Annotated in this window: 42 protein-coding genes, 1 tRNA gene and 1 pseudogene; 28 read left to right on the top strand and 16 right to left on the bottom strand. The window is 62.6% G+C overall.

What is annotated here, in order from left to right:
* The 3 genes and pseudogenes from FJ443_RS30270 to FJ443_RS30280 all read right to left on the bottom strand — a co-directional run.
* Positions 1-304 (bottom strand): annotated as a pseudogene (locus FJ443_RS30270) (hypothetical protein); the annotation flags it as partial.
* 28 nt (positions 305-332) lie between these two features.
* Positions 333-1,454: a hypothetical protein gene (locus FJ443_RS31905; RefSeq protein ID WP_246681283.1), complete on the bottom strand. Its 1,122-nt coding sequence runs from the start codon at positions 1,452-1,454 to the stop codon at positions 333-335.
* Positions 1,451-1,741: a hypothetical protein gene (locus tag FJ443_RS30280; RefSeq protein WP_140666869.1), complete on the bottom strand. Its 291-nt coding sequence runs from the start codon at positions 1,739-1,741 to the stop codon at positions 1,451-1,453. The genes FJ443_RS31905 and FJ443_RS30280 overlap by 4 nt, the downstream gene beginning before the upstream one ends.
* Positions 1,742-1,812: 71 nt before the next feature.
* On the opposite strand from FJ443_RS30280, the gene FJ443_RS30285 reads away from it, so the two are divergent.
* Positions 1,813-2,496 (top strand): hypothetical protein, encoded by a 684-nt coding sequence (locus tag FJ443_RS30285; RefSeq protein WP_140666871.1) that lies wholly within the window; start codon positions 1,813-1,815, stop codon positions 2,494-2,496.
* 84 nt (positions 2,497-2,580) lie between these two features.
* On the opposite strand, the gene FJ443_RS30290 is transcribed toward FJ443_RS30285, so the two are convergent.
* The 11 genes from FJ443_RS30290 to FJ443_RS30335 all read right to left on the bottom strand — a co-directional run bounded on the left by FJ443_RS30290 (position 2,581) and on the right by FJ443_RS30335 (position 10,733).
* Positions 2,581-4,419: a ParB/RepB/Spo0J family partition protein gene (locus FJ443_RS30290; protein ID WP_140666873.1), complete on the bottom strand. Its 1,839-nt coding sequence runs from the start codon at positions 4,417-4,419 to the stop codon at positions 2,581-2,583.
* Positions 4,416-6,368 (bottom strand): DUF87 domain-containing protein, encoded by a 1,953-nt coding sequence (locus FJ443_RS30295; RefSeq protein WP_181175167.1) that lies wholly within the window; start codon positions 6,366-6,368, stop codon positions 4,416-4,418. Before FJ443_RS30295 ends, FJ443_RS30290 begins: the two co-directional genes overlap by 4 nt.
* Positions 6,349-6,552 carry a hypothetical protein gene (locus tag FJ443_RS31375; RefSeq protein ID WP_140547466.1) on the bottom strand — a complete coding sequence of 68 codons (204 nt, stop codon included), beginning with the start codon at positions 6,550-6,552 and terminating at the stop codon, positions 6,349-6,351. The genes FJ443_RS30295 and FJ443_RS31375 overlap by 20 nt, the downstream gene beginning before the upstream one ends.
* On the bottom strand, positions 6,549-7,016 hold the full coding sequence (locus tag FJ443_RS30300; RefSeq protein ID WP_140547467.1) for a hypothetical protein: 468 nt from the start codon (positions 7,014-7,016) through the stop codon (positions 6,549-6,551). The genes FJ443_RS31375 and FJ443_RS30300 overlap by 4 nt, the downstream gene beginning before the upstream one ends.
* Entirely contained in the window at positions 7,013-7,732 is a 720-nt protein-coding gene (locus tag FJ443_RS30305) for a response regulator transcription factor (RefSeq protein WP_140666877.1), read from the bottom strand. The genes FJ443_RS30300 and FJ443_RS30305 overlap by 4 nt, the downstream gene beginning before the upstream one ends.
* Before the next feature lie 118 nt (positions 7,733-7,850).
* Complete coding sequence (locus tag FJ443_RS30310; protein WP_140583603.1) at positions 7,851-8,048, bottom strand: hypothetical protein; 198 nt, start codon at positions 8,046-8,048, stop codon at positions 7,851-7,853.
* A 50-nt stretch (positions 8,049-8,098) separates the two neighbouring features.
* On the bottom strand, positions 8,099-8,446 hold the full coding sequence (locus tag FJ443_RS30315; protein ID WP_140624705.1) for a hypothetical protein: 348 nt from the start codon (positions 8,444-8,446) through the stop codon (positions 8,099-8,101).
* Positions 8,415-9,023: a hypothetical protein gene (locus FJ443_RS30320; protein WP_140666879.1), complete on the bottom strand. Its 609-nt coding sequence runs from the start codon at positions 9,021-9,023 to the stop codon at positions 8,415-8,417. The genes FJ443_RS30315 and FJ443_RS30320 overlap by 32 nt, the downstream gene beginning before the upstream one ends.
* 143 nt (positions 9,024-9,166) lie before the next feature.
* Positions 9,167-9,673, bottom strand: a complete 507-nt coding sequence (locus FJ443_RS30325; protein WP_140583594.1) for a hypothetical protein — start codon at positions 9,671-9,673, stop codon at positions 9,167-9,169.
* Positions 9,673-10,266 carry a GcrA family cell cycle regulator gene (locus FJ443_RS30330; RefSeq protein ID WP_140583591.1) on the bottom strand — a complete coding sequence of 198 codons (594 nt, stop codon included), beginning with the start codon at positions 10,264-10,266 and terminating at the stop codon, positions 9,673-9,675. Before FJ443_RS30330 ends, FJ443_RS30325 begins: the two co-directional genes overlap by 1 nt.
* Positions 10,263-10,733 (bottom strand): hypothetical protein, encoded by a 471-nt coding sequence (locus FJ443_RS30335; RefSeq protein WP_140666881.1) that lies wholly within the window; start codon positions 10,731-10,733, stop codon positions 10,263-10,265. Before FJ443_RS30335 ends, FJ443_RS30330 begins: the two co-directional genes overlap by 4 nt.
* 181 nt (positions 10,734-10,914) lie before the next feature.
* On the opposite strand from FJ443_RS30335, the gene FJ443_RS30340 reads away from it, so the two are divergent.
* On the top strand, positions 10,915-11,163 hold the full coding sequence (locus FJ443_RS30340; protein WP_140666883.1) for a hypothetical protein: 249 nt from the start codon (positions 10,915-10,917) through the stop codon (positions 11,161-11,163).
* A gap of 120 nt (positions 11,164-11,283) precedes the next feature.
* On the top strand, positions 11,284-11,478 hold the full coding sequence (locus FJ443_RS30345) for a hypothetical protein (protein ID WP_140666885.1): 195 nt from the start codon (positions 11,284-11,286) through the stop codon (positions 11,476-11,478).
* Between the two features lie 5 nt (positions 11,479-11,483).
* On the opposite strand, the gene FJ443_RS30350 is transcribed toward FJ443_RS30345, so the two are convergent.
* Entirely contained in the window at positions 11,484-11,735 is a 252-nt protein-coding gene (locus FJ443_RS30350) for a hypothetical protein (protein ID WP_140666887.1), read from the bottom strand.
* A 24-nt stretch (positions 11,736-11,759) separates the two neighbouring features.
* On the opposite strand from FJ443_RS30350, the gene FJ443_RS30355 reads away from it, so the two are divergent.
* From FJ443_RS30355 to FJ443_RS30450, 22 genes are all read left to right on the top strand, one after another.
* Entirely contained in the window at positions 11,760-12,467 is a 708-nt protein-coding gene (locus tag FJ443_RS30355) for an XRE family transcriptional regulator (protein ID WP_140666889.1), read from the top strand.
* 379 nt (positions 12,468-12,846) lie between these two features.
* Positions 12,847-12,972, top strand: coding sequence for a hypothetical protein (locus FJ443_RS32015; RefSeq protein ID WP_281405537.1), 126 nt, complete (start codon positions 12,847-12,849; stop codon positions 12,970-12,972).
* Between the two features lies 1 nt (position 12,973).
* Positions 12,974-13,168 carry a hypothetical protein gene (locus FJ443_RS30360; RefSeq protein ID WP_140666891.1) on the top strand — a complete coding sequence of 65 codons (195 nt, stop codon included), beginning with the start codon at positions 12,974-12,976 and terminating at the stop codon, positions 13,166-13,168.
* Positions 13,165-13,491, top strand: a complete 327-nt coding sequence (locus FJ443_RS30365; RefSeq protein ID WP_210239649.1) for a hypothetical protein — start codon at positions 13,165-13,167, stop codon at positions 13,489-13,491. The genes FJ443_RS30360 and FJ443_RS30365 overlap by 4 nt, the downstream gene beginning before the upstream one ends.
* On the top strand, positions 13,488-13,679 hold the full coding sequence (locus tag FJ443_RS30370; protein ID WP_140547429.1) for a hypothetical protein: 192 nt from the start codon (positions 13,488-13,490) through the stop codon (positions 13,677-13,679). Before FJ443_RS30365 ends, FJ443_RS30370 begins: the two co-directional genes overlap by 4 nt.
* The gene (locus FJ443_RS31380; RefSeq protein WP_181175168.1) at positions 13,676-13,822 is read left to right on the top strand and encodes a hypothetical protein; all 147 of its coding nucleotides are present in this window, start codon (positions 13,676-13,678) and stop codon (positions 13,820-13,822) included. Before FJ443_RS30370 ends, FJ443_RS31380 begins: the two co-directional genes overlap by 4 nt.
* Positions 13,819-14,049 (top strand): hypothetical protein, encoded by a 231-nt coding sequence (locus FJ443_RS30375; protein WP_140666895.1) that lies wholly within the window; start codon positions 13,819-13,821, stop codon positions 14,047-14,049. The genes FJ443_RS31380 and FJ443_RS30375 overlap by 4 nt, the downstream gene beginning before the upstream one ends.
* Entirely contained in the window at positions 14,046-14,315 is a 270-nt protein-coding gene (locus tag FJ443_RS30380; protein WP_140666897.1) for a hypothetical protein, read from the top strand. The genes FJ443_RS30375 and FJ443_RS30380 overlap by 4 nt, the downstream gene beginning before the upstream one ends.
* On the top strand, positions 14,315-14,668 hold the full coding sequence (locus tag FJ443_RS30385) for a hypothetical protein (protein WP_140666899.1): 354 nt from the start codon (positions 14,315-14,317) through the stop codon (positions 14,666-14,668). The genes FJ443_RS30380 and FJ443_RS30385 overlap by 1 nt, the downstream gene beginning before the upstream one ends.
* Positions 14,668-14,961 (top strand): hypothetical protein, encoded by a 294-nt coding sequence (locus FJ443_RS30390; RefSeq protein WP_140666901.1) that lies wholly within the window; start codon positions 14,668-14,670, stop codon positions 14,959-14,961. The genes FJ443_RS30385 and FJ443_RS30390 overlap by 1 nt, the downstream gene beginning before the upstream one ends.
* On the top strand, positions 14,919-15,896 hold the full coding sequence (locus FJ443_RS30395; protein WP_140666903.1) for a YqaJ viral recombinase family protein: 978 nt from the start codon (positions 14,919-14,921) through the stop codon (positions 15,894-15,896). The genes FJ443_RS30390 and FJ443_RS30395 overlap by 43 nt, the downstream gene beginning before the upstream one ends.
* A complete protein-coding gene (locus FJ443_RS30400) occupies positions 15,883-16,653 on the top strand; it encodes a hypothetical protein (RefSeq protein ID WP_140624717.1) in 771 nt (256 codons plus the stop codon). Before FJ443_RS30395 ends, FJ443_RS30400 begins: the two co-directional genes overlap by 14 nt.
* Positions 16,654-16,682: 29 nt before the next feature.
* Complete coding sequence (locus FJ443_RS30405; RefSeq protein ID WP_140624718.1) at positions 16,683-17,882, top strand: hypothetical protein; 1,200 nt, start codon at positions 16,683-16,685, stop codon at positions 17,880-17,882.
* Between the two features lie 3 nt (positions 17,883-17,885).
* Complete coding sequence (locus tag FJ443_RS30410) at positions 17,886-18,236, top strand: hypothetical protein (RefSeq protein ID WP_140583553.1); 351 nt, start codon at positions 17,886-17,888, stop codon at positions 18,234-18,236.
* Entirely contained in the window at positions 18,233-18,586 is a 354-nt protein-coding gene (locus FJ443_RS30415) for a hypothetical protein (protein WP_140583550.1), read from the top strand. The genes FJ443_RS30410 and FJ443_RS30415 overlap by 4 nt, the downstream gene beginning before the upstream one ends.
* Before the next feature lie 16 nt (positions 18,587-18,602).
* Positions 18,603-18,836 carry an acyl carrier protein gene (locus tag FJ443_RS30420; protein ID WP_140583547.1) on the top strand — a complete coding sequence of 78 codons (234 nt, stop codon included), beginning with the start codon at positions 18,603-18,605 and terminating at the stop codon, positions 18,834-18,836.
* Entirely contained in the window at positions 18,836-19,051 is a 216-nt protein-coding gene (locus FJ443_RS30425; RefSeq protein WP_140583544.1) for a hypothetical protein, read from the top strand. Before FJ443_RS30420 ends, FJ443_RS30425 begins: the two co-directional genes overlap by 1 nt.
* Positions 19,044-19,835 (top strand): exodeoxyribonuclease X, encoded by a 792-nt coding sequence (locus FJ443_RS30430; RefSeq protein WP_140583542.1) that lies wholly within the window; start codon positions 19,044-19,046, stop codon positions 19,833-19,835. Before FJ443_RS30425 ends, FJ443_RS30430 begins: the two co-directional genes overlap by 8 nt.
* Complete coding sequence (locus FJ443_RS30435; protein ID WP_181175169.1) at positions 19,835-20,233, top strand: hypothetical protein; 399 nt, start codon at positions 19,835-19,837, stop codon at positions 20,231-20,233. Before FJ443_RS30430 ends, FJ443_RS30435 begins: the two co-directional genes overlap by 1 nt.
* 2 nt (positions 20,234-20,235) lie before the next feature.
* The gene (locus tag FJ443_RS30440) at positions 20,236-20,451 is read left to right on the top strand and encodes a helix-turn-helix domain-containing protein (protein ID WP_140583539.1); all 216 of its coding nucleotides are present in this window, start codon (positions 20,236-20,238) and stop codon (positions 20,449-20,451) included.
* Positions 20,444-21,571, top strand: coding sequence for an AAA family ATPase (locus FJ443_RS30445; protein ID WP_140583537.1), 1,128 nt, complete (start codon positions 20,444-20,446; stop codon positions 21,569-21,571). The genes FJ443_RS30440 and FJ443_RS30445 overlap by 8 nt, the downstream gene beginning before the upstream one ends.
* A gap of 45 nt (positions 21,572-21,616) precedes the next feature.
* A complete protein-coding gene (locus FJ443_RS30450) occupies positions 21,617-21,808 on the top strand; it encodes a hypothetical protein (RefSeq protein ID WP_140547354.1) in 192 nt (63 codons plus the stop codon).
* Positions 21,809-22,267: 459 nt separating this feature from the next.
* Here the strand turns inward: FJ443_RS30450 and FJ443_RS30460 are convergent, their stop codons facing one another.
* Positions 22,268-22,792, bottom strand: coding sequence for a hypothetical protein (locus FJ443_RS30460; protein ID WP_140583534.1), 525 nt, complete (start codon positions 22,790-22,792; stop codon positions 22,268-22,270).
* Positions 22,793-22,893: 101 nt separating this feature from the next.
* Here FJ443_RS30460 and FJ443_RS30465 point away from each other — a divergent pair.
* From FJ443_RS30465 to ssb, 3 genes are all read left to right on the top strand, one after another.
* Positions 22,894-22,967: transfer RNA gene (locus FJ443_RS30465), tRNA-Gln, on the top strand.
* The gene (locus FJ443_RS31385; protein ID WP_140583532.1) at positions 22,934-23,503 is read left to right on the top strand and encodes a hypothetical protein; all 570 of its coding nucleotides are present in this window, start codon (positions 22,934-22,936) and stop codon (positions 23,501-23,503) included. The genes FJ443_RS30465 and FJ443_RS31385 overlap by 34 nt, the downstream gene beginning before the upstream one ends.
* The coding region (gene ssb, locus FJ443_RS30475) for a single-stranded DNA-binding protein (RefSeq protein ID WP_140666906.1) at positions 23,503-23,928 on the top strand (426 nt) is incomplete at its 3' end. The genes FJ443_RS31385 and ssb, both read left to right, overlap by 1 nt.

Consider the following 23,928-nt stretch of genomic DNA (forward strand, 5'->3'; position numbering starts at 1 on the left):
AGTCGTAGGTGGCGACGATTTCCTTTTTGCCAGGGCCGGCATTCTGGTTTGAGCCCGGGGCGGCTCGGGTGTCGGGGATTTCGAAACCGTTGGCCTTCAGCCAGTCCACGGCGCCGTCATCACCGCAGCCGGTCAGCTTGGCCACAAGCCAGAGGACGCCGCCACCCTCGCTGTTCTCGTGGTCGAAGGCGGTGTTCTTTTCGAGATCAACGGAAAGGGAGCCGTTGGTCCCGTAGCGGTGATCGTTGCCCTTGCTGTGGTGTGGGTTCGGGGCGCCCAGCAACATGCTGGCGACCTCAGGCATCAAGGCTCCAAAATCGAATGCTGACATGCTAGGCGGTGACCTCCGCCCGCTTCCACTTAACGAAATTGGCCTCGACTCCGCTGCCTTGGGCCATTGATAGAAGAATAGAACTTGCTAACCTGAGTTCATGACTGACCCGCCTGCAAAAAGAAAGCGAACGTCCCAAGCATCCTCTATGTGGACGTTGCTCGAAACCAAGTGCCGACGGGTGGTCACCTTTATCGAACGAAGTGCGGTCATACGGTTGATCGCAATCCTGGCCGGCGTTTTCGGCTTCGTCATCGTCGGCGGTACGGCTTGGCAGATTTGGAACGATTACATTGATCGTGGAGAGGAACGGGTTGAGAGAGCTTGGAATCGGCTGCTTCGACCCAGTGCTGGCAACACTGGCAAGGCATCCGCCCTTCAATACCTTTGGGATGCTGGGCAGTCGTTGGATGGAGTTGACTTGTCCTGCAAGGCCCTCGGAAACTTCGACGCGAGCTCCCAAACCTGCAACGGTCCATTGCAATTCGTCGACCTCTTTATCAAGGGGAGGGCCGAGGAGCCTGCCTTTGGAGATACAGAGCCGCGCAAGTTGATTGGCATGAGCAACGTCGACTTCAAGGATGTCAAACTCACGGACGCCAAATTCACGCGAACTTCCCTGCAGGGCGTGGGCTTTGACGAAGGTTCTCTTGAAGGTGCTTTCTTTATCGAGTGCAGCATCGACAGTACCTATCTCAACACGAGCCTGAAGGGCGTCACGTTTTCTCTCTGCGAGCTCGTCAATTCCAGCGTTTACGCAAACGGATTCTCCATTGCTTGGACCGATATAAGCAACACTGTGTTTGACGGTTTCGACGGGGCCGATGACCAGATCAATTTTTATGGACTCGGCTTCGCTTGGGCTGACCGGCCGCCGTTCTACTCGACGGTGGGTGCCACGCGTGTCAACTATTACCCATTCGACAGTGAGAGGTTGAAGAGAGTCCGCCTGTGCGATCCCCCTCGCAAGCAGGACGGTGATGTTATTGAAATTTCCAAGCGGCGACGCCTGGTCGGTATGTACGGGGAAAGCTGCAATGTGATTTCGCTTGAGGACGCTCGAAAAGAGTTCCCGAAAAGCTACGAGCCGTTCGTCAAATAGCTGAGTATCGGTACGCATCATCGGCGCTCCACCACAACCGGCTTCCGCCCATGACCAGGGAAAACCTTGCCGAAGCGTTCCTCGGCTTTGGTGCGCTCGATCGAGGCGCGGTCGCCACTGCCGACGATGTCACCCTGCAGGTGGGCGAGCAGCGCGCGCCAGGCCGCGCATTCGGCGGCATCGGCGGTGTCGTATAGCTGAGGGATGCCGTTGACCTGGACGGGCTCCCAGTCCGCCTTGTGGACCTTGCGGAACTGCCCTTCGAAGCCGCCGAAGATAGGTACCGCGCGCGCGTTGACGCCGTTCACAGCATCACCTCGGTCATGCTATGTCCGGGGATATGGGGGATTGGAAAAAGAATGGGAATTGGGCGCCGGCGATGCTGATCATGGGATTCAGCACGCTGCTCGCATTCGTGTTTGTTCGCGCGTATGACTTCGCCTACTTCTGCCCCACCACTGAGAAAGACAATTTGACCGTCTGCGCGCGTGAGTGGCTCAGCGCGGCGAGCGGCTACTTCGCCACAATCGTTGCCGCCGTGACGATTTACTTCCTTTGGCGGCAGATCAACCAGACCGCAGCTCATCGTCATGAGGATCGGGTCAATGAAGCGCGGAACATAGCTAACTTGGTGCTGATCGATCTCTCGGAGACGGCCGGCCGGATACGAAGCGTCGGAAGCATTCTCGACCTTGAACCGCCAATTTCCGAACTGTCGCGGCAAATGCTTCGAGATGTTGTGAAGGTAACACCGGTGTTGGCTGTTGCTTTGCAGAAGCATTGCGGCGAAGTCGCACGCTTTACTGCTGATGCTCGTAGAGATTTCGGCCATTTGGCGCGGCTTATGCCACCTCACATCGAAGAGAGGAGGCTCATCGCCTTCCGAGCTAACGTTCTGTCGCATTGCTTTGGCGTAGCTAGCAGCCAGATCACCAACGTAGGCAGTGCGGGGGGGCCGTTCATCACCGGTGCAATGTTGGCGGAAATCGAACAAAATTATTCCGCGGGTCCCGAAGATAGAGATTATCTGAGCTACGTGTTCGAAGTTACAGGTATCGGCTGAGATGATGGCAAGAGCGTTCTCGGCGCCCGATGGGGCGCCGAGCTTCATGGTCTTTCCTGGGAACTCGACGGCGCGCGCCATTGATCAGGCGTCCTCCATCTCGTTTTCTTCCTCGTCAATCTCGTCGAAGTCGGGATCGTGCTCGGTTGGTGGCGCCTCCTCCAGCACCGGGATGGCTCCGGGACCGCTGTAGGTTGGCGCGCGTAGTTCCGGGGGCAGCCAGCCGGTCTTCGGCACGTTGGCGAGCGCGAAGGCGGTGAGCTCCGCCTTCTTCATCTTCTCCGCCTTGCGGGCTTCATCGTCGTTGAGCGCCTCGCGGATCGCGGTGATGACGAAGGGCTTCGAGGCACCACCGAAGTAGTCGGCGGCGTCGAAGTTTTCAGCCAGAGCCGCCGTCAGATGATCGGCGTCGATCGCGGCCGCCAGTGGAACAGCATTCGCGTCGAACGGCGGCTTTCCGACATAACCGCGCTCCATGTGCACGGCTTCGGCGGCACAGTCGGCGGCGACCTGGAACAATTCCTCATCCGTCATGTCCATCAGGCGCGCGAACACCGAGGCGAAGCTTTCCTTCTCCTGGCTGTGCGTCTTGCCGAAACCGTCGTGGTAGACCCTGACAGGGCTGTCGGTATGCAGATGGCGATGCACGAAGAAGCCGGCAAGCAGCGCGACCAGGCCCACGTGGGGCTCTTGCTTAAGAGCTTGCCGAACCGCGAGCGTGGCCTGCGCGCTCAGACGCTGATGCAGCGCATTCGAGATCGTGGGCGGGCCTTTCTCCTTCGGCGCGCCAGACGCCGACGCAGCCTTCTTCTCCGCCTGCGGCTTCACGACGCCGCGAACGATATCGACTTCGCCGTTGTGGCCGATCTTCACGACCGCGCCGGCCTTGCCGAGCTGCTCCGGTGTCCACTGGCGGCCGGCGATCGCCGCGTGAAGCCGGGCGAGCTCGTCGGCGGTGCCATCTGTCCCCATGGCGACCGCCTTCTCCAGCTTCTTGATCAGCTTCTTCTCGTCGGCCGTCGCCTTGCCGTCGCCCGCCTTTTCACGCTTCCAGCTATGCTCCCAGTAGTAGCCGAGGTCGGCGCCCATGCTCACCCAAGACCAGCCTTCCGCCTTCAGCCCGGCGATGACCGCCGCGATCTTTTCCTCGGCGACCTTCTCCGCGATGTCGGGATCGGCGATGACGTGATTGTCACCGAAGAGATCCGTCGTCACGTGCCCGCCGGCGGCCCTATAGGCGTCGAGGCCGGCAATCTTGATGTGCCGAGCTGCCGTCTGGTTGCCGGCACCGAGGGCGTCCTTGACCGCCCACGCGCGGAGATCTCGTTGCTTCTCGAGCTTCTTGAAAAGCTTCTCCTGGTCCTCGATCGATGGCGCCAGCGTGAAGGCGCAGACTGTCGCGAAGACCTCGTTGCTCTGTGCTTCACCGCGCCACCAGTCGATGATGACCGGCGACAAACGACCCAACGCTAGAATGCGCTTCACGCGCTTCGGATCGATGCCGAACCTGCTGGCGATCCCGGTTTCGTCGTGCCCGTGGTCGGCGAGCTCACGGAACTCCACATACTCGTCGGCGGGATGAAACTCGACGCGGTGGATCTGCTCCGCCAGCGCCGCTTCCCTGGCATCGACCGAAACATCGAACTCACCGCACTCGATCGGGGCGTCAGGTGCGGTCTGGCCCTGCTCCAGCAGGAGACGCAGCGCGGCAAGGCGGCGGTTGCCGGTGCCGACGAAGACGCCGACGACGCCATCGCTATCGTGCCCTTCCTTGACCTTCAGCGGCGTTTGTAGGCCGTGGGCCGCGATCGAGGCGGCCAATTCTGCGATGCTGTCGTCGCGACCGACGCGCCGGGCGTTGATGGGAGGTTCTGCCTCGTGGCCGAAGCGGAGTTGATCGAGCGGGATGAGGCGAGAGGTCATGTCGGGGTCCTTTCGGTTTTCGGTTTTAGGAAGGAGAGACCCAGACGACCGCACTCGGCGGCGACGTTGGCGTAGGGACGGCCGACCTTTTCTGCGGCCTCCTTCAACTTCTTCCCGGTGGCTTGGTAATCGATGAGGATTTGGCGCTCCGCCTCAGTCCATGGGCGACGGTGCTTCAGGCCCATTTTGCTGCACTGGCTTGCGATTGACGCCTTCGTCCGATCAAGCCGCACCGCGATATCGCCATGCGACTTGCCTTCTGCGAACATGGTCCGCGTTGTTTCGATGTCCTCGTCAGTGAAGTCGCGGTGCTTACGCAAAATGCCATGCTTGGTCGCGAACTTGTGCATGGCTGTGGGGCCGCGGATGTAGCCGGCCGCCTTCAGATCGATCAGGCATTCCGCGTGTGATCTCCCGGCGGCTAGTCCCTCTAGGGCGATCCGCGTCTCTTCTTCGGTCCAGAAATTGACGCGAGACCCGCTGACGCCGAGCTTGATCGCTGCCATCTGGATGGCACCGAAGGACCGATCGTAGCCGGCCGCGGTGAGCGACTTGCGGATATCGGCGATCGCGGCACCAGCCTCATACCCGTCGAGAACGACCTGATATTCTTCGTCCGTCCAACCGCCAACGGTTCGAGTATTCTTGATGCCGAGCGTCTGGCCCCTCACGGAGATCGCGCCAAGCGATCGAGCGGCACCGCCGTTCTTGATCAGCGAGGCGGCGATATCCGTAAGCTTAAAGCCCCTGGCAAACCCTTCCCGCACGATCGCGTCATCTGACGCGCTCCAGCCGCGCCGGTGATTGGTGTTGGGGTCAATCTCAGGTGCCGTCGGCGCAAGGCTGGTTGCGGTAGGTACCGCCATGAGCAACGCAGCGGCATCGGCCGCCGATATCGATGGTGGCGCCACGATGTCCGGCGAGCGGCCTTTGTGGCGAGACACCACTGATCCAGCCTTGAAGCGGATACGGCGCGGACCGGCGACGGCAGGCCCGATAGCAAGGAACTCGCCGTCGGCGAGGCTGCGCAGCGCGCGGCTGTGGCCAAGGGTGAATCCGAGCAGGGCGCCGGCGCGTTCGAGATCTCGATCGAAGATGGTGCGGCCAACGACGACGTTCGTGGCCTTGGAGACGACAGCCTTGGCGGTTTCAGCGATGCGCTGCGTCGCGATGACGCCGGCGATGCCGCGCTTGCGGCCGCGGCCCATCATGTCGGCCAGCATTGCGGTCGACCGCTTCCGTGTATCGGCGGAGACGTCGCCCGTATCGTAGTGCGGTGCCAGCGTCTGGGCCTCGTCGACCAGGACGAGCAACGGATGCCAGAACTGCTCCGATGCGCTCAGCAGACCTTCGGCGAGGTCGGCGACGATATCGAGGCGATCCTCTGATGTAGCATCGGACAGATCGAGGACAGCGCTGTAACGATGCTCGCGGAGATGGTGAGCGAAAATCTGGCCGCCGACACGCGCGATGTCCGCTGCGGTCAGTACGGCGACATCGAAGTGTTCCTTCAGCGTTGAAAACTCGCCATCGGGATCGATGAGCAACTGCTGGACGCGGCCGAAGGACTTCTCGAAGAGGCGGCGCAGCAGCATCGATTTGCCGGCGCCGCTGTTGCCCTGAATCAAAAGGCGGCCGTCGATCAGCTTGGCGAGGTCGATGCCGACGGGCTCACACTTGCCGGTGGCGCCGATGTGGATGTCGCTGTCGGTGATTGGTCGCGCCGGCGCCGAGGTCTCGATCGGCAGCACGGTGGCGCGCGGTTCGCGCTCGACCGGTTCGTCTTCCTCGATGCGGACCGGCGAGGGGACGCCGGCTTCCTGTGCCAGGAGCTGGGCGACCTGCTGGTCGGCCGGCGAGAGCTTCGCCATATCCTCTGGCTTCGGGAATGCGATGCCGAACCGGCGGTCGATCGGCCGTTCGCCGGCCTCACGGACGAGATGCTGCATAGCGGCTGTCCTTTGTTGCAAGAGTTCGCCATTCCGTTGTGCCTTCGATCGCTGCCATCGCGGCATCATCCAGCGCGGCCGCCATATCGTCGGCGGCGCGGCGCAGCAGCTCGGCTGACCAATCGGCGGTGACATCGATGAGCTCTTCGAGCGCGCGTGAGGCAGTGGAGAGCGGGCCTGTCATTTGCCGCCACCAACAGTGGCAGCGTTGAGCCGATAGATTTCCGTTGCGGCCGCAAGCTGCTTGCCGAGATCCTTGATCGTCTTGGCGGCGGGATCGCCGGTCAGCACCAGGCCGGCGTTGAGCATCACATCGTTCAAGCTGAAGGTCTGCTCGACGGTGTCGACGCCGCCCTGAACTGCGACGACCGAGAACTTGCCGGCCTCGGCGCGGACCTCGCGCATCGTGTCGGGCTGCGCATAGATCTGGTTGGCGACGATTGTTGGCGACGTTGGCTGCGCAACCGGGATGGGTGCGCCCGTCTGCACCAGATGGACGCCGGCGTCGGACAGGATGCGGATGAGATGATCGGCCCGGCGGCGGACCTCATCACGGCTGTCGTCGTCCCAGTCATGCCACAGGGGGCGCACAAGGCCGAGGCGCTCACGTCGCATCCCTTCGGCGAGGATGTCGCGGACCGCTCTCATCGCGGCACCCTCACACGGTGCCTGAAGACCGGCTCGAAACCCTTCGGCTCGAACTGGTAGCCGCGACCCCAGACGGTGCGGACGACATCTAGGCCATCATTCATTTCGAGCAGCTTGGCGCGAAGTTTGCAGACGAAGACGTCGATGATCTTCTCCATCGGCTCGTCTTCGCCACCGTAGATGTGATCCATCAGGTCGGCCTTGGAAAACACCTTGCCTGGATCGAGCGCCAGCGTGGTGAGCAGCTTTGCCTCGGCGGGCGCCAGCCGGCTCTTCCTGTCGCCGGCTTCGACAAACCCGGTGTCGGCGTCATAGACGCAACCCGGCATCTTGATGAAGAGGTGGTCGTTGTAGGTGCCGCGCCGCACCAGCGCCTTCAGCCTGGCGATGAACTCGTCGGTGTGGATCGGGGCGGGCTGCACATCATCGGCACCGCAACGCAGGATCAATGACGCCGCGCCACTGTTGAACTCGCCGGCGTCGAGCAGCACGAACAGGATGTTCTTGACGTCGGCGCGACGGAAATCCCGGCAGACCACCGCGGCATAGGCGCTGTTCAGCGCACGGATGACGCCGATGCCATCGGGATCGCGGAAGAGGGCGCTGCAGAGATCCTGAGGAAGGGTTTCGCCGGCGGTTTCGAAACCGGCGCTTTCCGCGGCGGTCCGCAGCGCGCGCTCGATCTCGCGAGATGGGGCGGAGACGAGCACGCGCATCAGGCGCCACCGCACATCACGAAGACGATGAACGCGACCGAGGCCAACAGCATGCTGAGAGCCAGAGCCATGCTGAGGGAATGGTTGCCGCGCATACGACCGTTCGATGGGCGCGTGCTCACGATGGCACCGACCTAAATAAGCACTCACGCGCGACGAACTGCTGCGTCTGCGTCATCTCGAGTGCAAGACCGGCGTCCGGATAGTTGAACCCGATCGCTGCGGTACGCTGGTGATCGATACGTACATTGTCGATCAGGAAACCGCCCGCCTCTCGCGTCCTGAGCACGCCGGCTAGGCTGATTTCGGCGTTCATCAATATGAGGTCGCCAAATGATAGGTATCTGATTAGGCGATGTCGGAGGTTCATGCTGGCACCCGATCGACTGGTGCGAGATGCCGACGGAGGGCGTCGAGCCGCCGATCGTCAAGCGGCAGGAAAGATCGGGCGTCGAAGACGGGTTCGTAGGGCCCGACGATGCTCGGATATTTTGGATTGTGGATCTCGTCGAACCGCAGGAACGTCAGGGCCTTGTCGACACCGCGCACCCGGAACAGATCGACGGTCCGGACGCGGTAAACAGTCCCTTTGTGCGGGATCACCATGCCGGGCTCGCATTCCCGCGTGAACCTGAAATCATCGTCGATGCAGGCGACGAGCTTGCTGACCTGGTAGTCCACTTCAGAACCTTTCCGGGATTTGGGCAGGGGCATATCGGCGGCTGAGTTCCTCGGCTTCGCGCTTGCGGCGCTCCGAAGCGATGAAGAGGTCGTCGACGGGCTGCGTGTAGCCAGGCGCGACGTCGCACTCGACGAAGGACCACACCGCCAGCGCATCGCTACGATCGAACGACTGATCGGCGTCGTCTTTGCCGATCCAGCCCAGCGCCCGGCATTTCGCCATGATGGTGGCCTTCTGGTCGCCTTTGCCGTGACCGACGAAGTGCTTCTTCACCGAGCCTTGATTGATGCGGATGTGGCGGTAAACCTTCAGCTGAAAGGCCATGAATTCGAGAACGGCAGGAAGGCCGAGCAGGATGGTGGCGGTGCTGATGTTCGTTTGGCCCTGGACGAAGGAACCCGGCAGCGGCGCCTCGATAGCGAGGACGTCGACGGGATTGGCGGAGATGAAGCCGGTGATCCAACGGCCAGCCCCGGAGAAGATGGCGCCGCGGGAGGCGCCTTCGGTGGCGCACTCGATCGAGCCGGACGTCGGCGACGAGCCAGCGGCGCCATATGCGAAGCCAAGGCGTCTGGCCGCGTCGATCGCGAGAATGCGTGGAGCCGTCATCCCAGGTCCTCGTGCCCGTTCGGGCTGATTGGTGGGCGTCTCTCCGCCCTGTTACGCCGATGGTGTTGCGCTGTTGCTCGGGAGGCTCCTAAGAGCTTTGACCCTCACGCTGGGAACACGACGTCTTCCCGCTGCCTCTGAATTCAGTGTGGCGCGCCGGCACCGCCGGCTTTGTTCCACTCGTCATCGGTCATGCTGCCCTTGACGGCATTGACGACGGCCGATGTGGTCTCGTCCGGCTCTTCATCGGCTCCCTCGCGCTGCACCGCGGCGGCGCCGAGGCCAAAGCTGGCGAAGTTGTCGCCTAAGGCGGTGCGGATATCCGTTGCGAACTCGCGATCGTCGTCTTCCAGACCGTCGACCTTGCCGTCGGCGCGCTCGATCATGGCTTCGGCCTTGCGCTTCAGCTTCTGCGCGTCGACGATCGCCCGGATGACGCCCTTGTTGACGCCGTGCTTTTTCGCGTCGGACAGGATCTCTTTCTGATCCGTGTCGGTCGCCTTCTGGATCGCTCGCTTCTTGACCTTGAATTCGGCGTCGAGAACGCGGAGCTTCTCCTCGCGCTCCTGCTCGAGGCGATCGAACTCCTCGACGAAGGAACCCGCCTCAGAAGGGGATGCGCGGTTAGGGCGCTCATGCACTTTCGTCATCAGGAGATCCTTTCCGCCGATCGAAGACCGGCGTGCTGACGGATGGTTGGTGGGGTGTAGGAGAGCCGCCGATGCGCTTCGCAGTAGGAGCGCTCAGGCTCCTTCGTGGCGCCGCAGGCGAGAAGACCTTGACCGTTGGTGCCATCCACCGGCCAACGGCAACCGGCGGAGCCGAAGGCGACGGGGTCAACACCGGGAATGGGCTGGAAGGCGTCTTCGCGCTTGATCACGATGCCCGGCGAAGCGGCGCGCTGTTCGGCACGTGCTTTGAAATCCATCGCCGGTGGATTGTTGGCGCCGCGCCAGGAACTGGTTTGCTGGACGAGCTTGGAGGCGCGGCGTATCGCTGGCTTCGCGACATTTGGCGCGGCTTCGGTGCCTGGCTTCGCTCGTCTGCCGACCTTACCCTTGCGAGGCTTGCCGTTGTTCAGCTGAAGTCCGAGGCGCTGGACCTGGCCGATGATGGCGGATCGGGTGCAGTTGAAAAACTTATCGGCGATCTTCTGGGCGGTCAGGCCTTCATCGCAGTAGGCGGCGAGCAGCTGCTTGCGTTCATCCCGTGGGATCTTCGTCCAGTCTGGGAGCCCACTCATCTGGCGGCTCCGCTTCCGGATAGATCCACCGAGCCAGCGAGTCGGCCCAGAGCACGCATCTGGTGGCTATCCAGAGGCGCACCCTCCGCGGCAAGATGAGCTGCCAGAATGTTCGCCGTGGCGGCGAGTTTGAGCCTTGCACGTCTAGCCTCCTCAATGGCCCGCAGCTCTCGCAGGGCCACAACCTCTTCATAGTTTACACGCCTGGCCTCGCCATAGAACCATGTCTTCACGCGGCTCCATGTGAGGCCGGTAAGCGCATGCTCGAAGTGATCTGAGGTCAGTGCCCGATGCACTGCACTGATCTGCCGTTTCCATTTCTCACCAGGGGCAAGAATGTCGCCGATCTCTTTGGTGAGCGACTGGGCGGTGGCCACGCTAGACATGAGACCACCGCCGCGCTTCTGGGCCTCTGAATGGAATTCTGAGACCTTGGAAGGCTGTTCCGAGTTTCCAGAACCGAACATTGCTATCTCCATTTCCAGCGACGGAAACACACGGAGACTTCACCAATGCCCGGACGAGCGAAAAAGAGCGGTGGCCCATGTCAGACGGGACAGACAGGGCCACCATGCCGGCGGGGTGGCGCCGGCGATCGCGCGCCAGGGTTTGGGACACGCGCGAAATCGAGAATAAGGATTGCAGCAGATGAAGACCGACGGCCACGGCGACACGCCGACATTGACGGAACCGGAACCGCTCCCCAGTCTCTTTGTGAGCGGATATGCGATCCAGGTCGTCGAAGAAAATATTGTCCGGCTGCTGTTCTGGACCGAGCTGCCCGCCATAGGTGGGCAGGAGCATCAGGCCCGGCTTCAAGCCCGAATGGCGATGCCGGAGAAGATCTTCCGGCGGTTCGTCTCTGACGGTCGCAAGATCGGGAGAAGCCGGAACTGAAAGAGCTTGGAAACTATCCTCGAAAAAAGCTGTGCAAACCGCTTTACGGATTGTTTCACGCCGATTCTTCCCGTGATCTGACTGGCTCTTTCGGGCCGAGTGCTTCACGGGGAGGAAATCATGCAGCCAGCGCTTTTTGTTAGAGAGATAAAATTGGTGCTGGATGAAGGGCTTGTCCACCTCGTCGGCTTCGCGACAGAGGACGGGGACCGGAAATCCCACCGACATCCGGCCGCTCATCTCGTCATGAGCAACGAGGCGTTCCGGAAGATGCTCGCCGAAGGTCGGGTCAGCCTGGCAAAGGGTGGGCACTGACGTGCTCATTCTGCGGCCACCTCTGTCGCTGCGGACGCCGAGAGATACTCGCGACGCGTGTCGTTGAGGTCCTGCAGTGTGACTTCTCCGGCGGTGACAGCCACGATCTTGTCGGCGAGAATGGCGTCTGCCAGCGCTTCACCAATTTCCAGGCGCTGAACTCGACGCGAAGGATTGGCGCCTTGCCCGATGCCAAGCATCTCGGCGAGCTCTTTGAGGGTCTTCGATTCCCGGATGCGCCATTCACGAAGTTTCATGACGGCAATTAGCGGCGAACGCTAATGATTTGTCAAGCCCAATTAGCGTCTAACGCGAATTCCAATATTAGCGACAGACGCTATAATCCCCAAGTGCTTACAAACATTGCAAAAATCCGCGAGGCGAAAGGTCTCTCACAAATCGAGCTTGCTGACAGGCTCGGTATCCATGTGACGAACCTGAATAAGATCGAGCGAGGGAAATCCTCACCGTCCACGACGCGCCTCGAGCAGATCGCGGCCGAATTGTCGGTGCCGATATCCGATCTCTTCGCCGACGAACCTGCTTCCACGGGCACGCGCACCGTGAAGGTGAAGGGTTTCGTCCAGGCCGGCCATTGGGCGGAAACTTGGGAGTGGGGCGACGACGACATCTATTCCGTTCCCGTGCCTGATGATCCCGCGCTGCGCCCCTTCATGCTCCACGCCGCGGAGACGCGCGGGCCTTCGATGAACAAGAGGTATCCGGAGCGCACCGTGTTGGTCTTCACCGATGCGGTGGAGACCGGAGCGTCCCTTGACGTCGGCAAACGCTACATCGTCGAACGTGAGCGGGCCGATGGCTTGCGCGAGGCCACCGTCAAGACGCTGTGGCGCGACGAGGCCGGCAAGGTCTGGCTTCTTCCCGAATCGGAAGATCCCAGGTTCCAGGAGCCGATCCCGATCGAGGGCGGCGAGGACGATACCGTGCGTGTCGTCGGACGGGTCGTCTACTCCGTGAGTCGGGAGTGAGATCTCCCACTAGTGGGCTAAAATTTCTCCGTCGAGATTGAAGCCAGCGTTATTGACAAGCGCAGAGCGCGCGGTCTAACCGCGCGCGTCCTCGCGCTCGGTTGGAGATTAACTCTAACCTTAGATCATAGAGCTCTACGATTCACCGTTGCCGGTGGAGCTCTACGATTCTGTCTCCCGCTACATCCTGAAACGATTCCGTGTCCCGCAGCGATTCAGGGTGATTGCTTGACGCAATCACTGTGCCGCGCCCTACGAATCAGAACTTAGCGCTGCGCGCGCGAGAAGTGGCCGTCGAGCAGAAATTAGCGTTGAACGCTATTAATCCGCTTGACATCAACTTAGCGACGCGCGCTAATACCGGCAAAGGAGACATCCGATGCCAAAACCATCCCGCGTCATCGCCGAGAACATTTCCGAATTCGCGAAATGCCTCGTCGTGTTCTTCGTGCTGCCGCCGACGCTGACGGTCGCAGCGTACGTGCTGCATCTCCTGGTGCGCTGAGATGAGTGCGCCGTCGATTACGCCAACCCTCGACGACCTCCGTAGCGCGCTCGACCGCGCCGAACGCGATCTGGTCTGCGCCGACATGATCGACAACGGGCAGCGCCGCGCGACCGAGATGGACGAGGCGCGTCGCCGGCGTGACGCCATCAAGACGCAGATCGCCGTCCGCCACGATGCGGAGGGCCGGAATTGATGGCCTCGATCGGCAACATCCCCAAAGGAATGCTCCGCGCTTGGGCCGACCACGGCGTCATATCGTCGGCAACTTACGTCGATGAGATGAACCGCCGGCGCGGCATCAAGCAAGAGATCGATCTGGTACCACCGCTCGACTACGCGCTCGACGACGATCTCGCGATCCCCTTTCTCCATCACGACAACTCCCTGGATCTCGATCTGTCGGACTTCAACGATGATCCGATCGGCCCCATGCCGCCACCGCCACGCGTGGTCTGGCTCCTCGCCTTCGCGGCGACAGCGGTCGTCGCCATTGCGCTTTGGCTGGTGTGGCCATGAGCGCGGATCGCCAGGTCCGTCTGACCGGTACGCAGCTGCTCGAGCTCGCCGACGATGCTTTTGACGTTCTGAACTGGGCGAAGCGCAACGGCCTACGTAAGGACGCCCAGGTCGCCGAGCTCGTCCGGACCTTCGAGGTCCGGCTTGGCTACCGCGAGCCTGTCCGCGCAGCGGAGGCCGCCGAATGACCGTGGTCACCATCTTGTCGCTCAGCATGCCGCCGGCGCCGATGTTCCGCCGCGAGTTCGCGCGGCCGATCGATGCCGACGATTACGTCGCGTTCTGGCGCCGGTTGGGGTGCTGCCATATCCGCCGGAGGACCAGAAAATGACCAGCCTCTACGTCCAGGTCCTGCGCGGAAAAGACTGGCTGAACGTAACCTCGGTTCCGATCGAGGACGGCAAGACGGAGGGCGCTCGGGCGAGGGCCCGGGAACGCGCCTTTGACGACGCCCGACGCAACCAGACAGCATGGCAGGGCTACTCCGGCTTTCATGGCTGTCAGCTCCGCATTGGGGAGATGGACAGCTACGGCAGGTATGCGGAGGCGCGGCCGTGATCGACATCCCTCCGGAAAATGAAGCCGAGGTGAGAAACCGCGATTTGGCGATCGCCGCGGCATCTCAAGCCGCTGACGCTTGCGCCGAACTTCTTCGGTTCGCTCGCGAAGGGGACGGCGTGATGACCGGCCCCTTCGCCACCGAGGTGGTCGAGCAGCTGCTCGACGCCGCCAAGATGGCGATGGAGGTCGAGGGCTTGGAAGGCTCCGAAGAGCGCACCCAGGTCTATGGGGCAGTCGTCAAGTTCCTGGAGGGCTGGGCCTGATGGGTGTCCGTACGCCAACCCTCGGCTATCCGAGTCGGACCGACGCTGTTCTTGCGCTGCGCCGGCAGGGCGTATCGACAGCGGATATCGCGGCGCGGATCGGGATCAAAACCACGACCGTCTCCGCGCTTGAGCATTCGGCCGGCCGGGCCAAGCGCGCCCCACGACCGCATGAGGAACTGTGTCGGACCGTTCTATTCCCGACCGAAATCCTCGATCGGCTTGGGCCGCATGCCGCGAAGCGGAACATGCACCCGAACCGGCTGGCTCGGCTGCTTGTCGAAACCATCGTCGATGAGAAGATGATCGACGCCGTGCTCGATGACGCCGACGATTTGCAGGGGTGGGCGTGATGGACAGCCCGTTCAGCTGCTTCACCGACCGGGAAGTCCGCGACATGCTGCATGGCGCCGGCCTGCCGGCAGTTCTCGACGCCGCCAATGTCGCCAAGCTTGGTCTCACGCGCATCATGACGCAGCGCCAGTTGGTGCTGGCCGCCTATCACGACAACCCGGATGTTGACGCCATCTTCGCCGCGCTCGGCCGACGGGTGCCGAAGTCCAGCATCCGGTCCTATCTCTGCCGCGCCATTCCGAGTGGGGCATGGCGCCAGCGCAACAAGCGCGGATCGGGCAGGGCTGCATGACAATCCAAATCATCCGACCCGCCGACCGCCAGGCCTGGCTTGCCGCCCGGCAGCAGGACGTCACCGCTTCGGTGGCAGCCGCGGTCCTCGGCGCGCACCTCTACACGACACCATACGCCCTGTGGGCGGAGAAGACCGGCCGCCTCTCGCCTGACGATGAAGAAACCGAGGCGATGGAGCGCGGCAATCTGATGGAGCCCGTCGTCGTCGCGATGATCCGGAAGCGGTTCCCGGAGTGGCTGGTCACTTATGAGAACGACCGCGCCTACTTTCGTGATCCCGACCGGCGCATCGGCGCCACCCCGGACGCCTTCATCGTGCGCGCCGACCGCGCCGGTACCGGGAACTGCCAGATCAAGACCTGTTCGGAAGACGCCTTCAAGCAGTTCTGGCTTGACCCGGACACCGACGAGGTCGTCCCCCCAACATGGATCGCCGTCCAGGCGATCACGGAAGCACAGCTGACCGGCTGCGCGTGGGCCTGCGTCGCACTGGTGGTAATCACCTGGCGCGGCACCTTCCAGCTGCACATCATCGACATCCCGATCCACCTCCGTCTCTGGAATCGCCTCGTCACCAAGGTCGACGAGTTCTGGGCGATGGTGGCGAGCGGCGAGGAGCCTTCCCCGGACTGGCAGCGCGACGGCGACGTCGTCACGGACGTCTACCGCGACAGCATGCCGGAGCGGCGCGATCTCAGCGCTGACCGCGAGCTCGACATGCTGATCCATCAGTACAACCGCGCCCGGGTTGAAGCCGCCGGCGCGAAGGCGGTGGTCGACCAACTGCGGCCGCACATCATCCACTCGCTAGGCAACGCCGAAATCGGCCTGACCGCCAACTGGGAGGTCTCCGCGAGGACGACGTTCCGGTCGGGATCGCAATCGCGCGTGCTGCGCGTCAAACCAAGGAGAGACCCCAATGCAAGTTTCTGAGGCACCATCTATCGTAGGGCCGGGGCACAATCTGGCGACGACAGCCGACCTCTTGCGCGATCGCTTCAAGCCGATGCTTGACGAAGTCGAGGATCTCGCGAAACGCGCCACCGCGGCAAAAAACGCGCTGACCGATGGTGCCATCGCCAACGACAACGAGCGCGACCCCCTCATTGCGCTCGGCATCGAGGCCCGAAAACTGGCGAAGCGTCTCGCCGAAACCAAGCTGGCGACGACAAAGCCACTTCGCGATGAGGTCACCGAGACAAATCGTTTCTTCGATACGGTCATTGTCCGGCCGGAGGCCATCCAGAGCGCTTTCGAGACGATCGTCGGCAAGTACGACACCAAGAAGCGCGAGGAGGCCAGGATCGCCGCCGCCGCGGAGGCGCAGCGCGCCCAAGAGGAAGCGAAGCGCAAGCTCGAGGAAGCCGCATCATCGAGCCATAGCGTTCTGGGTGACGTCCTGATGCAGGAAGCCGTCGATGCGGAGCACAAGGCGGCCGTGCTCGTCAACGAGGCGATCACCGCGGGATCGGGCCCGACCCGCACTGAAGCCGGCACGGTGTCGGCAACAGCGAAATGGACGCACCGCATCACGGAGCCGTCGAAGATCCCGCTCGAAAGGCTCCGGCCGTACATGTCGATCGACGACATCGACAAGTTCGTCCGGGCCTATGTCCGCGCCAACAAGAACACGGCGCCATTGCCCGGCGTCGAAATCTTCCAGGATCAGAAGACCTCATTCCGCGGCTGATCGCCGGCGGCCAACAGGAGACCGACACCATGAACACTCAAGCAGGCAAGGCCGTCGAGACAATCGACCGCACCACCGGCGAACTCACCACCCTGCCACCAGGCATGTCGGGCAGCAATCAAAGCCTCGCTGTCCAGCTAGCGATGGCCGAACTCAACCAGGATGTCACCACGGCCCGCGCGTTCCCGCGGTCCGTCGCCGCAGTGATGCGCAATATCACCGAGCTCGTCATGCTCGACGAGCAGACCGCCAAGGAATGCGTCTATGCGGTGCCGCGCGACGGCAAGACGATCCGCGGACCTTCGATTCGCCTTGCCGAGATCATCGCGTCTCAATGGGGGAACTGCCACTGCGCCTCCCGCGTGGTTCACGTCGACAAGATCGAGAAGTACGTCGAATCGGAAGGTATCTTCCACGACCTCGAGACCGGCCTGAAGCGCACCGCGCGGACCCGCAAGAATATCTCGAAGCGCGACGGCGGCCTATATTCGCAGGACATGATCATGACGGCTGGTAACGCGGCGGCCTCGATCGGCATGCGCGAAGCTATCCTGAAGGGCGTCCCCAAGGCGGTCTGGCGGCAGGCCTTCGAGCATGCGGAGAACGTCATCAGGGGGGATGTCACCACGCTCGTGGAGCGCCGCGAGGAGGCCATGAAGGCGCTCGCCGGCATCGGCGTCACTCCGGAGCGCGTGTTTGCTGCAGTCGGCGTCGCCGGGATCGAGGAGATCGGTCTCGATGAGCTCACCGATCTCTATGCGATGTACCAGGGTGTGAAAAGCAAGGAGACCGACGTCGACGAGGTCTTCCCGGCCGTCAAGAAAACCGGAGATCAGCCCGCCGGCCTCAAAGGCAAGCTCGACCAGCTCGCCGGCGATGCCACCGACAAGAAGCCCGCCGCAGACAAAGCGGCGACAAAATCGGATGCCGGTTCCTCTCCGGCCGGCTCCGAGCAGTCCGGCAAGCAGGCCTCCACGCCGAAGGCGACTGCTACCGGAAACCAGCCGTCGTCCGGCCAGAAACCCTCCCAAGACCCGGACGACGGCGACCCGATCGCGAAGGCGACCCGCATGGGCCGCGCCGCTTACCGCCGCAACATGTCGAAGAAGGCTATCCCGGTCGACTTCAAGACTGAGGGCAGGGAGGCGGAGCGGCAGGCCTGGCTCGACGGCTTCGCCGCCGAGGAGGACGCCGAGGCGCCGGAGCCCGGTTCGGTGGAGGAGGAGTGAGCCATGTTCAAGCTCCGCAAAGCCATGCGCGAGGTCGAGCTCACCGAGGCCGACCTGAAGCCGGACACGCTGCTCGTCTCGCTTCTCGATAGAAGCGCGAATTCGGTCACCAACATGCTGGACCGATTTCGGGCGGATGAGGTCGCGCTTGAACGCGACATCGCCGATATGACCGAGCGGCTTCGCCAGACTCGTGTTGCCATCACCGCCTTTGATGCCGCCGGTGCCATCATCGAGGGCGGCAAGCGGCCCGTGCAGGAATCGGCGTCGAAGAAGGTCGGCAGGCTGGTCCCGCGTGCCGTCCCCAATGCAGCGGACACCGTCGTCCAAGTCCATAAGGACATCCGGGCATGACGGTCGAGGTTCACGCCGCCGCTGTCGCCAAGTTCGCGAACGGCCGCAAAGTCGTCAGCGTGACCCGGCCCGGCACCATGAAGGTGCCAAGCAATACCGGCCCAATCGATCAGCCGTTCAATGTCGGCGACGTCATGCTCGTTGAAGCCGGAGGTCGCGCGATCGTGACGCCGCTTAGCTTCGCCGGCGCCACCGACCTCGCTCGGGCCGTCATCGAGGGCCACTCCGGCGCGGTGACCGACAGCCATTCTCTGCGCGCGCTGGCGACCGCAGTAATTGGGTTCGCCGCGCAGGTGGTGGCACCGGAGCCTACGCCTGAACCCGTTGAAGCCGTCGCCGTAGCGACCTGAACCCCGAGGAAAAGCAATGACCATTGCAGACCGCGTGAAGAAGATCATCGTCGAGACCTTGGGTGTCGCCGCCGATCGGGTGACGAAGGAAGCCGGTTTCATCGACGGCCTCAACGCCGACAGCCTGGATCTCGTCCAACTCGTGATGGATTGCGAGGAGGAATTCGGGATCGAGATCTCGGATGCCGAGGCCGAGACCTGGTTAACCGTTGGTGACGCCGTCACCTACGTCGAGAAGGCGATCGGCTGATGGCCGACGAACTCCTGCCCATCGATCCAGAGCATCTCGACACATACATCACGATCGAGCCGGGAGAGCGTCTGCACCGCCTCTTGGCGCGCTTGATCGACACGCATGTCGACGATCTCCGCGAGGAGTTCATCGTCGATTTGGAGCGCAAGATCGACCAGGTCAGAGTAACCCACGGCGATGGATCGGCCTTCGGGAGCAAGTCCGATGACTGAGCCGCTCACCCTCATCCGCGTCGTCGACGTCGAAACAACATCGATGGAAGATCCTGCCGAGATGGTCGAAGTGGGCTGGACCGATGTCCGCCTCTTCCCGACCGGCTGGGCCATCGAGACCGGGCCGCATTCCCGCCTCGTCAACCCGGGTATGCCGATCAGCTTCCCCGCGATGGCGGTGCACCACATCACCGACGCGGTAGCGGGCGGGGGTATGGACCCTGACCTGGCGCGGAAGGATGTAGTCGCCGGCGCCGATACCCTCTGCGCTCACAACGTCGAGTTCGACAGCCGCTTCATTCGCGGTCACGATCTGCCGTGGATTTGCTCATTCAAAGCGGCGCGCACCGCTTGGCCGGAGCTCCAGAGTCATAAGAACGGTTCGATCCGGTACGAGCGGGGGCTCTGCCTCGACGATCCGAGGACGGAGCCGTCGCATCGCGCCGGCCCTGACACCTGGGTCACCGCCCATATCTTGCTCGATCTCCTCAAGCTCTATCCGCCGGAAACCCTGATCGAGATCTCGGCGAAACCGGTGCTGCTACTGAAGATGGATTTCGGTGAGCATCAGGGAAAGCGGTTCTCCGAGATCCCGACCTCGTATCTCGATTGGATCCTGCACAAATCGGACATGCCGAAGGACCCAAAGCGGGTCGATGTCGTCCATACCGCTCGTCTGGAATGGGTGAAGCGGACCTCCGATCCCCAACCGCAACAGCCACGGCCACAGTTCGAAGTCGTCGACCCAGATGCGTGGCGCAAAGACATAGGGAAGGCCTTCTGATGGAAACTGTCGCTGAAACTGTGCAGGCAGACGAGCAGCCGTTCGAATGGATGCTGGTGGAGATCTTCGGTCACCGCACCCACTGGGGTCGAGGAATCGAGGTGGAACGCTTCGGCGCCAAGATGCTGCGCATCGATGTCCCGCAGGTGGAGTGGACGACTCCGACCGAGGAGAAGCCGGCGCCGGAGCCGATCGCCACAGGCTGGGTGACGCATTTCTATGGCGGCGCCTCGATCTTCTCCAACACCCTGACGGACGAGCGGACCGTCCTGGTCCGTAATGCGCCGTACGCGAAGCCTGCCCTGTATCTGGCGCCGCCGGATGAGGAAGAGCCGCCGCCGGCTCCCTCGGATGACGATCCCTTCATTGATCGTGACGACGACGGGCCGAGGTGGTGACGATGCCCGGCCTCCGCGAAGCCAAGAAAGACGAGGTTCTCGCCGCGCTTGGCGACTACCAGGTCACGACGGCTGACAAGCTGGCGGCGCACGTGAAAGTCAGCGAGCGGACGATCTATCGCTATATCCGCCAGCTGCGCGCCGCCGGCGCACCTATCCTGTCCGAGGCCGGGATGGGATACATGCTGAAGCGCAAGGCGGAGGCGAGCCGTGGCTGACGCCCCGATTTGGTCGCCGCAACAGGATGGCGCGCTGAAGGCAGTCGCCGCTTGGTACGGGAGCGGCTTGGCGCGACGTCAAGTTTTCCGCGTCTTCGGGTACGCCGGCACCGGCAAGACGACACTGGCCCGCCATTTCGCCGACGCCCTGAAGGGTGCCGTCATGTACATGGCCTATACCGGCAAGGCCGCGATGGTGATGCGCAAGAACGGTTGCCGCAACGCCATGACGATCCATGCCTCGATCTACGATGTCGAATTCAACCACGAGACCGGCGTCAAGAAGTTCGTCGTCAAGGATGTCGACGAGCTCGCCGACGTCGCACTCTTCGTGGTCGACGAGTGTTCCATGGTCGACGAGGAGATCGGCAAGGACCTCCTCTCGTTCGGTGTCCCCGTGCTGGTGCTGGGGGATCCCGCCCAGCTACCGCCGGTAAAGGGCGGCGGCTTCTTCACGAACGCCGACCCCGACATCATGCTGACCGAGATCCACCGGCAAGCCGCGGAGAATCCTATCGTCAGGATGGCGACGACGATCCGCGAGGGCGGTCGGCTCGATTATGGCGTCTACGGCATCAGCGAGGTGATCCGCCGTTCCGCATTGACGCAGGATCACGTCATGAAGGCCGGCCAGGTCCTCGTCGGCCTGAACAAGACACGAGCGAGCTACAATACCAGGATGCGGGCGCTCCACGGCCGCTCCAGTACGATGCCGGAGCCCGGCGACCAGCTGGTGTGTCTGAAGAATGACCGCAACAAGGGCATCTTCAACGGCGGTCTCTGGCGCGTCATCGAACTGCTGAAGCGCCGCAAGGGTCACCTCAATGACCACTGCATCCGCATGCATGTCTCCTCGCTCGATTTCGATTCGACAGAGCCCGTGGAGATCAAAGTGCGGAAGGAGTTCTTCGAGGGCGCCGGTAATGAGATCCCGTGGCGCGAGCTCAACGGAACCCAGCAGTTCGACTACGGCTACGCGCTGACAGTGCACAAGGCGCAGGGTTCCCAATGGGAGACCGTCTGCCTGTTCGACGAAAGCCCCAACTTCCAATCCGACCGCGCGCGCTGGCTTTACACCGGCCTGACCCGCGCGGCCGAGAAAATCACCGTTGTGATGTGAATCCCGACCGGCATGACGCCGGCGGTGAGCATGAGGAGCATGGAAATGGCAGTACCGAAGAAGGTCATGAACTGGTCGGCAAAGCGGGCCAGCGCATCGATCACGATCAACGGCTTCAACGCCAAAGGTGAAGTGCTGAAGATCACCGGTGTTCCCATCATTGAAGCCGGCAAGAAGGGAAAGGGTCCTGTCGTCACCGACAAGACCGGCACCCGCTTCGAACTGGTTTCGAGCTGAGGGACCACGATGGATATCGCGCCCTTCCTGGACAAGCCCACCGCCATCGTCGGCACAACCGGCGCCGGTAAAACTTTTGCCGCGAAGGGCGCGGTTGAACGGCTGCTCGAGCTCGGCCGCCGCGTCATCATCCTGGATCCAACCGGCGCATGGTACGGGCTGCGCGCCGGGGCCGATGGTGGCGCCGAGGGCGGCTTTCCCGTCTTGATCTTCGGCGGCGACCACGCTGATATCCCGATCGACCCGACCGGCGAGGCCGGTAAGGCTCTCGCTCTGGCACTCGCAGAACGTGACGTCCAAGCCATCATCGATACATCGGAGATGACCGGCGGCGAGAAGAACCGATTCCTCACGCCTTTCCTGGAGCACCTCTACGCCCGCAACAAGGCGGCGCTCCATCTCGTCGTCGACGAAGCCGACGAGGTCGCCGCGCAGCGCCTCGCCGACGGAGAACAGCGGCTATTCGGTGCCTTTGACAAGATCGTCCGTCGCGGCCGCATCAAAGGCTTTCGCCCGCTGATGATCTCGCAGCGGCCGGCGGTGATTCACAAGAACGTGCTCTCGCAGATCGGCACCCTGATCGCGATGAAGCTGACCAGTCCACAGGACCGCAAGGCGATCGAGGAGTGGGTGAAGGGAAACGCCGACGCCGGCCAGGCTCGCGCTGTGATGTCGAGCCTGCCGACTCTGAAGCGCGGTGAAGGGTGGGTGTGGTCGCCGGCGGACGATCTGCTCGAGCGTGTCGAGTTCCCCGCGATCCGCACCTTCGATTCCAGTCGGACCCCTGGCGACGGCGAAAGCGTGGTTGCGCCGGCGCTGACCGCTGTTGACGTCGACGCGCTGCGCACCGCCCTGAAGGCGGCGCCGCGCATTGAAGACGCCTCGAATTTGAGTAGCGGAACGACGCCGGCCGAGATCGAGGCGGCTGAAAAGCGGGCCTTTGAACGCGGCTTGGCCCAAGGCAGGAACGAAGGCATCGACCACGGTAAGAGCGTCGGCGCCGCCGTTGCGCTCGCTGCAGTTCGAAACGCATTGGAAGCGCTTCGCATACCCGATATGGTCGTCGATGTTGCTTCGACTGCTTTTCCCTCTTCGTCTAACGGTAGGACATCGGCCTTTGACGCCGTGAATCGTGGTTCGAATCCACGGGAGGGAACCACTTCACCCGACAATCAACTCAAGCGCCCGTGCACAATCGTCCCGAAAATTGAAGCGTCGATCGGCCTCGGCGCGGAACGGAAGCCTCTGGCGCTGCTCGCCGCTGCCTATCCGGCCGGCTACACGGAGGCGCAATGGGCGAGCCTGGCTGGCTTCAAGCGGACCGGCGGTACCTGGTCGACCTACAAGAGCCGGCTCCGGACCAAGGCGGCGATCGAGCAACGCGGTGATCTGTGGTTCGCGACGCAAGCCGGCGTCGACGCGATCGGCGGTGATGTGCCGACGATGCCGCGCACCCCGGATGAACGCCTCGCGATGTGGAAGGGCAAGATCGCCGGCGTCGGACCGATGCTCGATGCGCTGCGCAATCACTATCCACACTTGATCAGCCGCACTGACCTTGCATTCAGACTTGGCCTGGCGCCCGGCGGCGGCACTTTCGGTACCTATCTATCGCGCGTCCGCAGCAACGACCTCATCGAGGAGCCAGAGCGCGGCTTCTACCGACTTTCATCTGCAATCATGGGAGATATCTGATGGCCGGTTCCGTCAACAAAGTCATTTTGGTGGGCAATTTGGGCGCCGACCCCGAGATCCGCCGCCTAAACAGCGGCGATCCGGTCGTCAACATCCGCATAGCGACCTCGGAGTCCTGGCGCGACAAGAATTCCGGTGAACGCAAGGAGAAAACGGAATGGCATAACGTTGTAATTTTCAACGACAATCTCGCCAAGGTCGCGGAGCAATACCTGAAGAAGGGCGCCAAGGTTTACGTCGAGGGCCAGCTGCAAACCCGGAAGTGGCAGGACCAATCCGGAGCGGACCGCTACACCACGGAAATCGTGCTGCAGAAGTTCCGGGGCGAACTGCAGATGCTCGATACCAAGAATGGTGGAGACGGCGATCGCGGTGATGATCGCAGCGGATACAGCAGATCCAATGGTGGTGGCGGAGGCGGAGGT

Origin of the sequence: Mesorhizobium sp. B2-6-1 (assembly GCF_006440475.1) — a bacterium.
Lineage (GTDB): Bacteria > Pseudomonadota > Alphaproteobacteria > Rhizobiales > Rhizobiaceae > Mesorhizobium.